Origin of the sequence: Streptomyces sp. NPDC094448 (assembly GCF_044763775.1) — a bacterium.
Classification (GTDB): domain Bacteria; phylum Actinomycetota; class Actinomycetes; order Streptomycetales; family Streptomycetaceae; genus Streptomyces.
Genome location: NZ_JBIWGU010000001.1, coordinates 634,445 through 650,204 on the forward strand (window position 1 = coordinate 634,445; position 15,760 = coordinate 650,204).

The 15,760-nt window shown below is 73.1% G+C and carries 10 protein-coding genes; 9 read left to right on the forward strand and 1 reads right to left on the reverse strand.

The genetic code is table 11. The annotated features are described in order from the left end of the window. Positions 1-13: 13 nt before the first annotated feature. Positions 14-1,063 carry an Rv2578c family radical SAM protein gene (locus ACIQ9E_RS02590; protein WP_403700750.1) on the reverse strand — a complete coding sequence of 350 codons (1,050 nt, stop codon included), beginning with the start codon at positions 1,061-1,063 and terminating at the stop codon, positions 14-16. Positions 1,064-1,252: 189 nt separating this feature from the next. Here ACIQ9E_RS02590 and ACIQ9E_RS02595 point away from each other — a divergent pair, with 189 nt between their 5' ends. From ACIQ9E_RS02595 to ACIQ9E_RS02635, 9 genes are all read left to right on the forward strand, one after another. Then, a complete protein-coding gene (locus ACIQ9E_RS02595) occupies positions 1,253-1,699 on the forward strand; it encodes an SRPBCC family protein (RefSeq protein WP_006345576.1) in 447 nt (148 codons plus the stop codon). A gap of 792 nt (positions 1,700-2,491) precedes the next feature. Further along, a complete protein-coding gene (locus ACIQ9E_RS02600) occupies positions 2,492-4,966 on the forward strand; it encodes an MFS transporter (protein ID WP_403700753.1) in 2,475 nt (824 codons plus the stop codon). Positions 4,967-5,176: 210 nt separating this feature from the next. Then, positions 5,177-7,669 (forward strand): SpoIIE family protein phosphatase, encoded by a 2,493-nt coding sequence (locus tag ACIQ9E_RS02605; RefSeq protein WP_403700756.1) that lies wholly within the window; start codon positions 5,177-5,179, stop codon positions 7,667-7,669. Positions 7,670-7,950: 281 nt separating this feature from the next. Continuing rightward, the gene (locus ACIQ9E_RS02610) at positions 7,951-9,093 is read left to right on the forward strand and encodes a ricin-type beta-trefoil lectin domain protein (protein ID WP_403700759.1); all 1,143 of its coding nucleotides are present in this window, start codon (positions 7,951-7,953) and stop codon (positions 9,091-9,093) included. Between the two features lie 219 nt (positions 9,094-9,312). Then, complete coding sequence (locus ACIQ9E_RS02615; RefSeq protein ID WP_403700762.1) at positions 9,313-10,071, forward strand: class I SAM-dependent methyltransferase; 759 nt, start codon at positions 9,313-9,315, stop codon at positions 10,069-10,071. Positions 10,072-10,164: 93 nt separating this feature from the next. Next, complete coding sequence (locus tag ACIQ9E_RS02620) at positions 10,165-11,007, forward strand: M55 family metallopeptidase (RefSeq protein WP_403700765.1); 843 nt, start codon at positions 10,165-10,167, stop codon at positions 11,005-11,007. After that, complete coding sequence (locus tag ACIQ9E_RS02625; protein ID WP_403700768.1) at positions 11,000-12,367, forward strand: M20/M25/M40 family metallo-hydrolase; 1,368 nt, start codon at positions 11,000-11,002, stop codon at positions 12,365-12,367. Before ACIQ9E_RS02620 ends, ACIQ9E_RS02625 begins: the two co-directional genes overlap by 8 nt. Before the next feature lie 374 nt (positions 12,368-12,741). Beyond that, entirely contained in the window at positions 12,742-14,751 is a 2,010-nt protein-coding gene (locus ACIQ9E_RS02630) for a prolyl oligopeptidase family serine peptidase (RefSeq protein ID WP_403700771.1), read from the forward strand. After that, positions 14,748-15,722, forward strand: coding sequence for an LD-carboxypeptidase (locus tag ACIQ9E_RS02635; protein WP_403700774.1), 975 nt, complete (start codon positions 14,748-14,750; stop codon positions 15,720-15,722). Before ACIQ9E_RS02630 ends, ACIQ9E_RS02635 begins: the two co-directional genes overlap by 4 nt. The last annotated feature ends 38 nt before the right edge of the window (positions 15,723-15,760 follow it).

Sequence of the window (15,760 nt, forward strand, 5' to 3'; positions counted from 1 at the left end):
TCCTGTGGTGATCTCACAGGAGGGTCAGCTGCGTCGATCCGGCAGCCGCCGCCGCGGCGGGCTCGGGCTCGGAGAGGGTGATCCGCCGGGGCGCCCCCCGGTCCGCGGGGCCGATGCCGAACTCCGCCGCCAGTTCGTGCACCTGGCGGGTGATCCGCCGCTGGTACCAGGTGGGGGCGCAGGCCCCGGCCCCGTACATCCGCTCATAGCGCGGGACCAGCCGGGGATGGTGCTCGGCCAGCCACTGCATGAACCATTCGCGGGCGCCGGGCCGCAGATGGAGGACGAGCGGGGTCACCGAGGTCGCCCCGGCCGCCGCGATCGCCCGCACGGTGGCGCGCAGCTGCTCGGGGCGGTCGCCGAGGAAGGGAATCACCGGCGCCATCAGCACTCCGCAGCCGATGCCGTGGCCGCCGAGGGTTCGAACGACGTCGAGCCGGCGTTCGGGCGAAGGGGTGCCGGGTTCGACCGTGCGCCACAGCTCGTCGTCGAGGAAGCCGACGGAGACGGAGATACCGACCTCCGTGACCTCGGCGGCCTGCCGCAGCAGCTCCAGATCGCGGAGGATCAGGGTGCCCTTGGTGAGGATGGAGAAGGGGTTGGCGTGGTCGCGCAGGGCCGCGATGATGCCGGGCATCAACCGGTAGCGTCCCTCCGCGCGCTGATAGCAGTCCACATTGGTGCCCATCGCTATATGGGCGCCGTGCCACTGCCGGGAGCCGAGCTGTCGGCGGAGCAGCTCAGGGGCGTTGATCTTCACCACGATCTGGGAGTCGAAGCCGAGTCCGGTGTCCAGGTCCAGATAACTATGCGTTTTCCGGGCGAAACAGTACACGCAGGCATGGGTGCACCCCCGATAGGGATTGACCGTCCATTCGAACGGCATCCGGGAGGCCCCGGGCACCTGGTTGACGATCGAACGCGCCCGCACCTCGTGGAAGGTGATGCCCCGGAATTCGGGTGTGTCGAAGGTCCGGGTGGTCACCGCCTCCGTACCGAACAGGGCGGGGTTCGCGATGCCCCGGGCGGGGGTGGTGTCGTCGGCCAGATGGTCCCAGCGCATGGTCGGCCTCCTCGGCGGTGCTCGAAACACACAATAGAACAAGTGTTCCCATGATCGCCGTGGGGCCGCGCCGGTGCGCCCGTCGCGCCCGGGGTGGTGTGCCGTATGCCGCCCCCCGGATTTGGGCCCGTGCGGACGAGGTGGTTGGCTAGCGCCACCCCCGAACAACCGAATGCTGGAGGAACGGCAATGGCGCAGGTCGAGGCCACGACGGAACGCATCATCGCGGCGAAGGCAGAGGACGTTTTCGACACCCTGGCCGACTACGAGAACAGCCGGGGGAAGCTGCTGACGGAGCACTTCAGCGAATACGAGGTCCGGGAGGGCGGCGACGGCGAGGGCACCCTGGTCCACTGGCGGCTCCAGGCCACCAGCAAGCGCGTCCGCGACTGCCTGCTGGAGGTCACCGAGCCGACGGACGGTCAGCTCGTCGAGAAGGACCGCAACTCGTCCATGGTGACCACCTGGACCGTCACCCCCGCGGGCGAGGGGAAGTCCAAGGCCGTGGTGGTCACGGTCTGGAACGGCGCGGGCGGAATCGGCGGCTTCTTCGAGCGCACCTTCGCGCCCAAGGGCCTCGCCCGTATCTACGACGGCGTCCTGGCCCGGCTCGCGGCGGAGGTCGAGAAGGCCTGACCCCGGCGGCCGGGCGACGCGCCACGCTGTGCTACCGGGTGGGGCCGCGGGGCGCACCCGCCCGGTCCCGGCGGCCGCGGGCCGCCGTGTTCCCCCGCAGGGCCCCCGTCCGGGGCGGGCGGCGCGCCACGGTGACCGGAACGGCACCGCCCGGCCAGGGCTCCGCAGCCCGCCACCGGCCACCGGTGCCGACCGCCGCGTCGCCTTACCCCGTCCCACCGCGTGCGGCCGAACCCGGGCACCCGTACCGGTCTCCCCGGCGAGGGCCCTGAAGCGGCCCGGCGGCCGGGTCCTGTGCCGGTACGGCCCGCGCCTCCGGACCGGGCGGCCGGGCGGTGACCCGCACAGTGGATACCGGGGCCGGGGCCCGGCAGCCGGGGCGGTGCTCCCGGCGGCCCGTCGCCCGGCCGGACGGTGGACCGCGTGCCGGGCACCGGCCCCGCGGTCCGGCAGCCGCCGGGGAGGCGCTCCCGGTGGTTCGCCGCCGTCCGGCCACCCGGTCCCCGCGCCCCACCCCCGTTCGGCCATCCGGCCCCGTCCCGCGGCCGTCACCCGCCCGGACCCGTGCCGCGGCCGTCACCGGATCGGGTGGTTTCCGGAGCGGCCGGCCCGTGCGCCCCGCGCATCCCGGCCCCCAGGGAAAGCCGCTGATGAGCGCCCGACGTGCGCCCCGGCCTGACCCCGGACCCCCACGGCCCGCACCCCTCTCCGCGCCGCCCGCCCACCCCTCCCCCCTCCCGCGACCCCGCAGACTGACGGCCGCGCAAGGCGTTGATCGAGGGGAGCGGACACGTGGGCGGCAGCACTCTGATGAAGGGCGAGCAGGCCGCGCCACCGGTCCCCGGCGCGCCCGGACCTCCCGAACCGCCCGGACCTCCCGCGCCCCCGCCCGGCCCCGGCGTCGCGCTCGGCCCCCGCCGGGTGCGCCTGGTCTTCTTCGGGCTGCTCCTCGCGCTGCTCCTCGCCGCCCTGGAACAGATGATCGTCGCCACCGCGCTGCCGAAGATCGTCGGCGAACTCCACGGCCTGGACCGGATGTCCTGGGCCATCACCGCCTATCTGCTGACCTCGACGATCACCCTGCCCGTCTACGGAAAGCTCGGTGACCTCTACGGCCGCAAGGGCGTCTTCCAGTTCGCCATCGTCGTCTTCGTCATCGGCTCCGCCCTCGCGGGCTGGTCCCGCTCCATGGACCAGCTCATCGCCTTCCGCGCCCTCCAGGGCATCGGAGCGGGCGGACTGATCATCGGTGTCCAGGCGATCATCGCGGACATCGTCCCGGCCCGGGACCGCGGCCGCTTCATGGGCCTCATCGGCGCCGCCTTCGGACTCGCCTCCGTCGCCGGACCCCTGCTCGGCGGCTTCTTCACCGACCATGTCTCCTGGCGCTGGTGCTTCTACTTCAATGTGCCGTTCGGCATCGTCACCCTGCTGGTCGTCAGCGCCGTACTGAAACTGCCGCGGCCCGACCGGCGCGGCAGGCTGGACATCCTCGGCACCCTGCTGCTCGCCGCCGCCTCCACCTGCCTCGTCCTCCTGACGAGCTGGGGCGGCACACAACACGCCTGGGACTCGCCCACGATCATCGGACTGGCCGCCGGGGCCGCCGTAACGGCCCTGCTCTTCCTCGTCGTCGAGGCGTACGCCCCCGAACCGATCATCCCGCTCCGCCTCTTCCGCGACTCCGTCTTCAACATCACCGGACTCGTCGGCGCCGCCGCGGGCATCGCGCTCTTCGGCGCCGGCAGCTATCTGCCGACCTTCCTCCAGATGGTCGACGGGGCTTCCGCCACCGAGTCCGGGCTGCTGATGCTGCCCATGATGGGCGGCATCGTCGTCGCGTCCATCGTCTCCGGACAGCTCATCAGCCGCACCGGCCGCTACCGCTCCCACCCCGTCGTCGGCTCGCTGGTCGCCGCCGTCGGCATGTGGCTGCTCTCCCGGCTCGACGCCGACACCCCCCGCTGGGAGTACGGCATCTGGCAGGCCGTCCTCGGCATCGGCGTCGGACTGGTACTGCCGGTGCTGATCCTGGCCGTCCAGAACTCCGTACGCCCCGCCGACCTCGGCACCGCGACCAGCGCCAACACCTACTTCCGGCAGATCGGCGGCAGCGTCGGCGCAGCCGTCTTCGGAACCCTGTTCGCGCAGCGGCTCACCGAAGCCCTCGCCGGCAGACTGCCCGGCGCCACCGGGCTCCCGGCCGGAATCGACCCCGAATCGGTCACGCCCGAACTGGTCCACGGGCTGCCCCCCGAGGTCCGGGACGCGTACATCGCCGCCTATGCCGAGGCGATGCCGCGGATCTTCCTCTATCTGGTGCCCGTCCTGCTGCTCGGCCTCCTGATCGCCTGCTTCCTCAAGGAGAAACCCCTGGTGTCCCAGAACGTCCCCCTCGCCGAGACCACCGAGAGCCTTCCGTACGAGCGGTACGACCGGTCCGACTCGTACGATGCCACCGTCGCATCCGTGCCACCGGCCCGCAGCGCCCCGGCGCAGCCGGCTCCCTTCGGCGTCCCGGTCTGCGGGACCGTGCAGCACTACGACGGTACGAGCGTGCCGCGCGCCGCCCTCACCCTCATCGACGTCCGGGGGCAGCAGATCGGGCGGGGTGCCAGCGGTGACGACGGGCGCTACGCCCTGAGCGTCCCCGGCCCCGGCTCGTACGTCATGATCGCGGCGGCCGGGGGCCACCAGCCGCAGGCCGTGACCGTCACCGTCGGGGAGCGGCCCGTCGAACTCGACGTCGTGCTCGGTGGCGCCGGACGGCTCGCCGGCTCGGTGTGCACCGCCGACGGCATTCCGGTACGCGACGCCACCGTCACCCTCACCGATGTCCGCGGGGACGTCGTCGCCACCGCCCGCAGCGGACGCGAGGGGGGCTATGTGATGGCCGAACTGGTCGCCGGGGAGTACACCCTGGCCGCCAGCGCCCCCGCGTTCCGGCCCACGGCGCTCGCGGTGAGCGTGCAGGCCTCCCGCGAGACCCGGCAGGACATCGAACTGGCCGGGGGCGCGGTGCTGCGCGGCACCGTGCGCGCCGGGGGCGGCCGGCCCGTCGAGGAGGCCCGGGTGACGCTGCTGGACGCCGCCGGGAATGTGGTCGACACCCTCACCACCGGAGCCGACGGCACCTTCCGGTTCGTCGATCTGTCGTCGGGTGAGTACACGGTGATCGCCGCGGGCTACCCGCCGGTCGCGACGGTGCTCCAGGTCGCAGGCGGCGGCCGGACCGAGCGCGACCTCCAACTGGGCCACGCGGACTGATTCCTTCCGTGCCGCCGGGCCGTGCCGGTCCGGCGGCACCGGTGTGCCCGGGGTCGCGACTCCCGGTACCGGTTCGCGCAAGAGCGCGCCGCACGCCGGATCCGCGCGGGCGCACGACCGATTCGGCCGTTGCGCCACGCACGGAGTCCTGTGCGCCGTACGGTGGTCACAGGCCGCGTAGCCCCGCGGCGCGGAAGGAGCCTCCCACCCATGGACAGTGGTGTTCCGCCGAGAGTGCCGCGGCAGCATGCCGTGGACGGCCGGATTCCGCTGGCCGTGGTCGTCGTGGACGGTGACGGCCTGGTGTCCCACTGGTCGACCGGTGCGCGACGGCTGTTCGGCCCCGGACGGGAGGAGGCGGTCGGCCGGGCCGCGGCCGATTTACTCCCCGTCTCGGGTGCGCTGGCGGACCATCCGTACGGGGTGGGGGACGACGGGCTCGACGGGCCGGCGGATCCGGCCGGGCTCGACGAGCCGGGCGGCGCAGAGGACTTCGCGGGCCCCGGGCTCCGCGCCTCCCTCACCGGCCGCGGCTCCTACCCGTCCGCGGGCCGGGCCCGGCTCTCCGAACCCGGCCGGGACCGGATCGACGTGCTGTGGTGGGCCTACCCCATGGTCGGGCCCGGCCCGGAGAAGCTGATCGTGCTGGCCGCCGGCGCCGCCCAGTTCACCGGGGGCGCAGACGGCGGAGACTCCGCCGCCCGGACCGCCGCGGACGGTGTCGAACGCATCAGCCCCGCCTTCGCCCTCCACACCGACTTCCCCGGCGCCGACGAACTCGCCCGGCGACTGCCCGAGATCCTCCCCAGTATGAGCGTCACCGAGGCGACCCGGATCGTCTCCCAGATCCTCGAACTCGGCTATCCGGTACTGGAGTTCAGTCATCACGACCGGGTGCCCGTCACCGCCGACTGGGGAGTGCCCCGGCGCGCCGAGCGCCGGGCCCGCCGCCGGGCCGCCGAGGCCGCTGCCGCCGCCGGGCACACGCTGGACGACGAGGCCAGGGCCGATCTCGCCGAGGACCTGGAGTACGCCGCCGTACGCGAACGCCTCGAATTCCTCAACGAGGTCAGCGGGCGCATCGGCTCCTCCCTCGACCTGACCCGGACGATCCACGAGGTCAGCGCCGCCGTCGTACCCCGTTTCACCGATGTCGCGGGCACTTATCTGCGGGAGCAGGTCGTCGCGGGCGAGGGCTTCCCCGACGGACCGCCCGACGCCACCACGTTGTGGCACCGGGTCGCCGTCGAACACGTCGACGAACCCGGCCGCTGGGACGATGTCGTCCCGGTCGGGGAGTCCATGCCGTTCCCCGAGCACACCCCGTTCTTCCGGTGCATGACCACCGGCGACCCCGTCCTGGTGCCGCGGATCAGCGAGCAGATGGGCACCGCCATCGCCTCCCAGTTCGAGAAACGGGACATCCGGCCGCTGATCAACGGCCGGTCCATGCTGGTGGTGCCGCTCAAGGCGCGCAACGTCGTGCTCGGCTTCATGATCCTGCTCCGCCATCCCGAGCGGGACGAGTTCAACGATATGGACCGGGTGACCGGCGCCGAGCTCGCCGCCAGGGCCGGTCTCGTCCTCGACAACGCCCGGATGTACACGTATCAGGAGAATGTCGCCGAAACCCTCCAGGACTCGATGCTGCCGCAGGTCCCCGCGCGGATGGCGGGCTGCGACACCGCCACCCGCTATCTGCCCGGCACCCTGCTCGGCCGGGTCGGCGGGGACTGGTTCGACTCGGTCAAACTCCCCGGCTCCCGGGTCGCCCTGGTCGTCGGCGACGTGATGGGCCACGGGCTGAACTCGGCCGCCATGATGGGCCAGTTGCGTACCGCCGTCCAGACCATGGCGGCCCTCGACGTACCGCCCGCGCAACTGCTGCGCAATCTCGACGACCTCGCCCAGCGCCTCGGCGAGAACTACCTCGCCACCTGCCTCTACGCGGTCTACGACCCCATCGGCCACGAACTGGTCATCGCCAACGCCGGGCATGTGCCGCCGGTGCTGGTCAGGGCCGCCGACGGCCGCAGCGAACTGCTCGACCTGCCGACCGGCGCCCCCATCGGGGTCGGCGGAGTGCCCTTCGAGAGCCGCCGGATCCGGGTGGCCCCCGGTGACCGGCTCGTGATGTGCACCGACGGGCTGGTCGAGGTGCGCGGCGAGGACATCGGGGTCGGGCTCGCCACCCTCTGCGAGTCCGCCGCCCACCCCGCCGCGTCGATGGACGACGCCTGCGACACCATCATCCGCGCCCTCAACACCCGGGGCGGACGCAAGGACGACGTGGCCCTGCTGATGGCCCGGCTCAACGGCATCCCCGACGAGTCGGTCGCCGTCTGGGAGCTGTCGCTGGAACCCCGTGAGGCGGCCAGGGCCCGCAGGCTGGTCCGGGGCCGGCTGCGGCACTGGGGCCTGGACGCCATCACGGGCACCGTGGAACTGCTGGTCGGCGAGATCGTCGCGAACGCGGTGCAGCACGCCTCGGGACGCCGCGCCGAACTGCGGCTGGTGCGGGCGCAGACCCTGCTCTGCGAACTCTCGGACGAGGACCACACCCTGCCGGTCCTGCGGGACACGGGCCCCGGTGACGAGTCGGGGCGGGGGCTGCGGGTGGTCAGTTCGCTGGCCCGGGAGTGGGGCAGCGGCCGGACCCACGGCGGGAAGACCGTCTGGTTCGAGACCGGTCTCCGCCAGTGACCCGGGCCGGAAGTCCGCCATGGGGCCGGGTGCGGGCCGTCCCGGGTCGCTGCGGGACCACGGATGCGAACGTCACATCCGGATCCGGATCCTCGGGGCGGGAAAACGCATCCTAGGGAACGGATGTGAGCTGGTGTCACTCGTTTCACCCGCGCGCCCGGCGGTGGTTTCCGGGCATGCCACGGTGGCGAGGCCGGTCCGGGACGCGCAGCCGTGCGGACGGGCCGGGGCCGCCGCTCCGCCGTCACGTGTCACCGCAGTCGTACCCCAACGGAGATGATGTGCCGCCCGAGCCCGACAGCCGATCGTCCGAACCGTCCGATGCGTCCGAGCCCTTCGAGCCGTTCAAGCCGTCGAAGCCGTTCAAGCCCTCGCAGCGCTTCCAGCCTTCGGAACGTCTCGACCCTGCGGAACCCTTCGAATCGCCGCAGGGGTTCGGCCCGCCGCTGCAGGTCCCTCCGGCGGGGGACGCGCGTCCGGAAGAACCGGAAGAACTCGCCCCGCTCGTCGGCCCGGATCCGTCGCAGCCCCGGCGCAGTCTGAAGCCGGGAAAGCGGGGGTGGATCGCCCTTGCCGCCGCAGCCGCGGTGACGGGGCTCGTGCTGGTGACGATCCCGCTGATGAACCAGCCCGGATCCGGCTCGGAGGCGACGGAGAACACCGGCGCCGCCGGGGAGAGCGGTGGGCCGGGAGACCGCGGTCCGGCCGACAGCGTCACCACGGAGGACCGGGAGAACGGCGACGCATCGGCAGCGGGCGGTGAGGGCTCCGTCACCACCGGGGGCGCAAGCGGACCGGGCCCGAAAACCGGTACGTCACCGGACAAGGGGTCCGATACCGGGACGGGCGGCTCCGGATCGGACCCGGGATCGAGCTCCGGGGCGGCGAGCGGATCCGGCGCGGCGGACGGAGAGCCGCCCGCGAGCGGCGGGGCCAAGGCGGGGAAACCGGGGACCGCGAAGGCCCCGCAGGCCCCGGCGAAGGAAGGCGGCGCGGAGATCCCCCGCCCACCGAAGCTCGACGACGGCAAGGTCAAAGGCCCGGTCATGGGCTTCGCCGTGAACCGCTGCCTGGACATCGTCGGCGCCGATGTCACCCACGGCACGCCTCTGCGGCTCGACGCCTGCTCCGGCAAGGCGCGTCAGCGGTTCGAGTTCCGCCCGGACGGCAAGGTGTGGACGCTCTATCAGAAGAAGACGTGCATGGATGTGTCCGGAGGCGCGAAGAGCGACGGTACGCCGATCCGGATCGCCGACTGCTCGTCCGATCCGTCCCAGACCTTCAAGCTCCGGACCGACGGATCGCTGGTGAACCCGGAGTCCGGCAAGTGTGTCGAGCCCGTGGACCTCGGCGGCTCGACCGGGTTCCGGCTCCAGCTGCAGGCCTGTGACGGCAGCAAGAACCAGAAGTGGCAGATCGGCTGAGACGAGTACCGCCGGGGCGGCGGGGTGCACCGGGCCCGGCCCCGGTGCACCCACCGGTCGGGGTCAGTCAAAAACGTACGAAAAGTGTTGTCTTTCTGCTTGCCGGTTCAACCGGAGCGCGATACACCGATCTTGGCACGGTGCCACCAGTGCCACCAGTGCCGCCGGCGCGGGCCGGCTGACCGACCACCGGTCGACCCGGGGGATGGGGGAGCGTTCATGAGCGTGACGAGCCGGTACCGGGATGCCTGGGAGAGCTTCTGGAGCGAGGTGCCCGGCGAGGAGCCGGGCGAGGTGCTGTGGGACGCCGAACCGGCCCTCACCTCCGGTCTGCATCTGGCCCTGTACGAACCCCTGGTCGACGTCCCGGGTCTGCCCCTGGTCGACCTCGGCTGCGGCAACGGCACCCAGACCTTCTGTCTCGCCGGCCGCTTCCCGACGGTCGTCGGTGTCGATCTGTCGCCCTCCGCGATTGCGCTGGCGAACCGGGCGCTGGCCGCCCGGGAGACCCCGCCCGACGGCAGTACGGCCGGAAGCGTACGGTTCGGGGTGCTCGACGCCACCGACCCGGCGGCCGTAGCCGCCCTCCGCGACGAGACCGGCGACTGCAACGTGTATATGCGCGGGGTGCTCCACCAGACCGACCCGAAGGACCGCCAGGCCCTCGCAGACGGGATCGCCGCTCTCGTCGGCGACCGGGGCCGGGCCTTCGTCGTCGAACTCGCCGAGGGCGCGGGCCGCCGCCTCGCCCGGCTTGCCCAAGCCCTCGGCGGGCCGCCGCCCAAAGTCCGGCCCGTCTTCCGGCACGGCATCGTGCCCGGGGCCGTCGCCGACTCCGATTTCGCCGAAGTCTTCGGGGCCGCCGGGCTGACCTCCTTCGCCGGGGGCGAGCTGCCGCTGATGACCACGGAGTACGAACCGGACGGCTCCCGGATCGAACTGCCGTCGAAGTGGCTGGTCGTCGGCCGCGAGCGGTGAACGCCGGGCCGGTCGGCGCGCCCGCGGCCGCGGAGGGGCGCGCCCGGAGGGGACGACCCGTGGGGGGTTGACCCCGTGGGGTTAGATTGAGCCATGAAGATCCTCATCAGCGCCGATATGGAAGGCGCCACCGGAGTGACCTGGCCGGCGGACGTACTGCCCGGCACTCCCCAGTGGGAGCGGTGCCGGTCGATGTTCACCTCGGACGTGAACGCCGCGGCGCTCGGATTCTTCGACGGGGGCGCCGACGAGGTCCTCGTCAACGAAGCCCACTGGACCCAGCGGAATCTGCTCCTGGAGCAGCTCGACGAGCGGGTGCAGATGCTCACCGGCCGCCATAAGGCGCTCGCCATGGTGGAGGGCGTCCAGCACGGCGACGTCGACGGTATCGCCTTCATCGGCTACCACACGGGAGCGGGCGCCGAGGGCGTCCTCGCCCATACGTATCTGGCCAACTCCATCACCGAGGTCCGGCTCAACGGGGATCGGGCCAGCGAGGGCTGGCTGAACGCCCATGTGGTCGCCGAATACGGTGTCCCCGTCGTCCTTGTCACCGGCGACGATCTGACCTGTGTGGACGCCGACGGGTACGCGCCCGAGGCCCGCAAGGTGGCCGTGAAGGACTATGTGTCGCGGTATGCGGCGATCTGCCGGACCCCGGCCAGGACCGCCGCCGATATCCGGGCGGCCGCCAAGGAGGCCACGGCGCTCGCCGTCCGCCGTGCTCCGGCCGCCGCCGGACCCTTCACCGTGGAGCTGGAGTTCGACGCCGAACATCTGGCGGGCTCGGCCACCGTCGTACCCGGGGTCGAGCCGACCGGGCCGCGCGGAGCGCGCCGTGTCGCCTACACCAGCCCGACGATGTACGAAGCCATTCGGACGTTCAAGGCGGTCACGACCGTCGTATCGGCCGCGACGGAGGAGCAGTATGGCTGAGCAGCAGCTCACCGGGGGAACGGCCACCGGGGGCGGGGAGTCCCCGGTGGACAAGGTGGCCTACGACGAGGTCGTGGACTTCACCTCCGACCTCATCCGTATCGACACCACGAACCGCGGCGGCGGTGACTGCCGCGAGCGGCCCGCCGCCGAGTACGCGGCCGAACGGCTCGCCGCCGCCGGGCTCGAACCCGTCCTGCTGGAGCGCGTACCCGGCCGTACCAACGTTGTCGCGCGGATCGCGGGCAGCGACCCGTCCGCCGAGGCGCTGCTGGTCCACGGCCATCTCGACGTCGTCCCCGCCGAGGCCGCCGACTGGAGTGTGCACCCCTTCTCCGGGGAGGTCCGCGACGGCGTCGTCTGGGGCCGGGGCGCGGTCGATATGAAGAATATGGACGCGATGATCCTGGCCGTGGTCCGGGCCTGGGCCCGGGCCGGTGTCGCACCCCGCCGTGACATCGTTATCGCCTTCACCGCCGACGAGGAGGCCAGCGCCGTCGACGGCGCCGGTTTCCTCGCCGACCGGCATGCGGGGCTCTTCGAGGGCTGTACGGAAGGCATCAGCGAATCCGGCGCCTTCAGCTTCCACGCCGACCACGGTATGACGCTGTATCCGGTCGGGGCCGGGGAGCGCGGCACCGCCTGGCTGAAGCTCACCGCACACGGCCGGGCCGGTCACGGCTCCAAGGTCAACCGCTCCAACGCGGTCAGCAGGCTCGCGGCGGCCGTCGCCCGGATCGGCGAGCACACCTGGCCGGTCCGGCTCACCCCGACCGTCCGCGCCGCCCTGGCCGAACTGGCCCGGCTGCACGGTATCGACGCCGATCCGTACGCCGAGGGCTTCGACCCCGACGCGCTGGTCGCCGCCCTGGGGCGGGCCGCGGCGCTCGTCGAGCCGACCATCCGCAACAGCGCCAATCCGACGATGCTGGACGCCGGATACAAGATCAACGTCATTCCGGGGCAGGCCACCGCCCATATCGACGGCCGGATGCTGCCGGGCGGCGAGGAGGAGTTCCGCACCACGCTGGACCGGCTCACCGGCCCGGACGTGGAATGGGAGTTCCAGCACCGGGAGGTGCCGTTGCAGGCGCCCGTCGACTCGCCGACCTTCGCCAAGCTGAAGGCCGCGGTCGAACGCTTCGATCCCGACGGGCACGTCGTTCCGTACTGCATGGCGGGCGGTACCGACGCCAAGCAGTTCTCCCGCCTCGGCATCACCGGCTACGGCTTCTCGCCGCTGAAGCTGCCCGAGGGCTTCGACTACGCGGCCCTCTTCCACGGCGTCGACGAACGCGTCCCCGTCGAGGCCCTCCACTTCGGCGTCGACGTCCTCGACCACTATCTGCGGTCCGCCTGAGGAGCCTCCGGTGGACCGGGCCGGATCAGCGGGCGGGGGCACGCCTCCCGGGCTCCGCCCGCTGGTACCCCCGCCCTGGGCCCGAAGGGACGCGTACTCCCGGCGTTGGCCGGGAGAGCCGTACCGGCCCGGCAGGCGGCCCGGGGCGCGCCGGCGGCATCGCGCGGCCGCACGCGGGCCGAGCGGATTTCCGGCGGTACGGTCCGGCCGTACTGCCGGAACCCAGTGCGGCCCCGGGCCGTGATGTCACGCTCCCGCCCGGCCCGTGACACCCGCCGCCGCTCCGCGGACCCGGCCCGCCGGCCGGTCCGCGGACCGAGAACCGAAAGCCGGAACCGGGACACCGGGAACGGGAACGGGAAAGGAATGCAGCCATGTCGTCCATGACGACCGTCACCACGGCCCCCTACGGCACCTGGCCCTCACCGGTCGGGGCGGCGCTCGCCGCCTCGCACGACGGGCGCCCCGAATTCCTGGGCGCCGTCGGCGAGGACATCTGGTGGACCGCGCCCCGGCCCGCCGAGGGCGGCCGCCGGACCCTGGTCCGCCGCAGCCCGGACGGCGCCGAGGAGTCCGTCCTCCCGCCGCCGTGGAACGTGCGCAGCGGGTTCACCGAGTACGGCGGCTGCCCCTGGGCCGGGGTGCAGGGCACGGACGGCCGTCCGCTCGTCGTCTTCGTCCACTTCCCCGACCAGCGGCTGTACGGCTGGCAGCCCGATGAGCCCGGCGCCGCGCCGCGGCCCCTGACCCCGGTCTCCGGCACCGGCGGGGGGCTGCGCTGGGCCGATCCGGTGATCCTGCCCGACCGGGGCGAGGTGTGGTGCGTCCTGGAGGAGTTCACCGGGCCCGCGCCCACCGATGTCCGCCGGACGATCGCCGCCGTCCCCCTCGACGGCTCGGCCGCGGACGACCGTACGGCGGTCCGCGAACTGACCGGCGACGGGCACCGCTTCAGCACCGGTCCCCGGCTCTCGCCGGACGGCAGCCGGGTCGCCTGGATCGTCTGGGACCATCCCCGGATGCCGTGGGACGGCACCGAACTCCTCACCGGCTCCGTCACGGACGACGGCCGTATCGAGGGCGTCCGGGTGGTGGCCGGAGGGCCCGAGGAGTCCGTCTGCCAGGCCGAATGGGCCCCGGACGGTGCCCTGCTGTACGTCTCCGACGCGGCCGGCTGGTGGGAGCCGTACTCCCTGCGGCCCGGTGAGGAGAGCCCGCGGGCGCTCTGCCCCGGGCGCGGCGAGGAGTTCGGCAGCGCCCTGTGGAAGCCCGGTATGCGCTGGTTCGCTCCCCTGGCCGACGGGCTGATCGCCGTCGTCCACGGAAAGGGCACCGCGGTGCTCGGCATTCTCGACCCGGCGAGCGGTGACGTCGTCGACGTGGTGGGGCCGTGGACCGAATGGGCGCCCGATCTCGTCGTCCGGGGCGAGCGGGTGACCGGCGTGGCCGCCGGGCCGGACCGCGGCTACGAGATCGTCGAACTGGACACCCGTACCGGCCACACCCGGGTCACCGGGGCCGCCCACCACGATCCGGTCGACCCCGCCTACTACCCGCGGCCCGAGGTCCGTACCTTCACCGGGTCCGACGGGCGGGAGATCCACGCCATCGTCCATCCGCCGCACCACCCCGGATACACCGGGCCCGACGGCGAACGGCCGCCGTACGTGGTACGCGCCCACGGCGGCCCCACCGGCCGCTACTACCTCGCCTTCGATCTGGAGGTCGCCTACTTCACCTCCCGGGGCATCGGTGTCGCCGAGGTCGACTACGGCGGCTCCACCGGCTACGGGCGGGCCTACCGCAACCGGCTCCGCGGCAACTGGGGCGCCGCGGACGTCGCGGACTGCGCGGCCGTCGCCCGGGCACTGGCCGACGAGGGAGCGGCCGACCCGGCCCGGATCGCCGTCAGCGGCGGCAGTGCCGGAGGCTGGACCGCGGCCGCGTCGCTGACCAGGCCCGAGGAGTTCCCGTACGCCTGCGGCACCATCGTCTACCCCGTACTGGACCCGCTGGCCTGGGCCGACGGCGGCACCCACGATCTGGAATCCCGCTATACGGATTCCCTCATCGGGCCCGTCGACGAGGTCCCCGACCGCTACCGGGAGCGTTCGCCGCTGCACCGCGCCGACCGGATCACCGCGCCCTTCCTGCTCCTCCAGGGCCTGGACGACGCGATCTGCCCGCCGGAGCAGTGCGAGGCGCTCCTGGAGCGAATCGCCGGGCGCGGTGTCCCGCACGCCTATCTCGCCTTCGAGGGCGAGGGCCACGGTTTCCGCCGCGCCGAGACCATGGTCCGCGCCCTGGAGGCGGAACTTTCCCTGTACGCCCGGACCTTCGGCTTCGAACGGCCCGATGTCCCCGCGCTGGAGCTGACCCCATGACCTGGCACAACCCCCTCACCCCCGCGGGCGCGCCGGGCGTCCGGCCGCTGGCCAGGGCCCGGAAGCTGCACCCCGGCGACCGGGTCGCGATCGTCGCCCCCGCAGGGCCGGTCCCCGGCGACACCCTCGACGAGGGTCTGGCCCCGGTACGGGCCTGGGGCCTGGAGCCCGTGGTGATGCCGCACGCACGCGGCACCCACCGGGAGTTCGGCTATCTCTCCGGCACCGACGAGGAGCGGGCGGCCGATCTCACCCGGGCCTGGTGCGACCCCGCGTACGCGGCCGTGTTCTGTGCCCGCGGCGGCTACGGCGCCCAGCGGATGGCCGATCTCGTCGACTGGGCCGCGATCCGGGCCGCCGGGCCCAAGGTCTTCGTCGGCTACAGCGATGTCACCGCACTCCACGAGGCCTTCGCGGTACGCGCCGGATTCGCCACCCTGCACGGGCCGATGCCGGGCGCGGTGACGTTCCTGAAGGACGAGGCGACCCGCGAGTCGCTGCGGGCCACCCTCTTCGAGCCCGAGTCCCGGCTCACCCTGGCCCTGCCGACGGCGCGGGCCCTGGTGCCCGGCCGGGCCCGGGGCGTCACCCTCGGGGGCTGCGCCAGTCTGCTCGCCTCCGACCTCGGTACCCGGCACGCCCGCCCCGGCACAGCCGGCGGACTGCTGCTCCTGGAGGACGTGGACGAACAGGACTACCGCCTCGACCGGATCCTCACCCAGCTGATCCGCAGCGGCTGGCTGGACGGTGTCGCGGGCATCGCCCTCGGTTCCTGGGCGGAGTGCGGTTCCTGGGACCGGCTGCGCGAGCTGTTCCGGGACCGGCTGGGCCATCTCGGCGTCCCGGTCGTCGAGGAGCTGGGCTTCGGCCACGGTCCGACGAATCTCACGATCCCGCTCGGTGTCCCCGCCGTCCTCGACGCGGACGCGGAGGCGGCGACGCTGACTCTGGAGGAGCCGGCGCTGGTGTGACGGGGGCTGCCGCGCGGGGTCCGGGCCCGGGTGGGGTT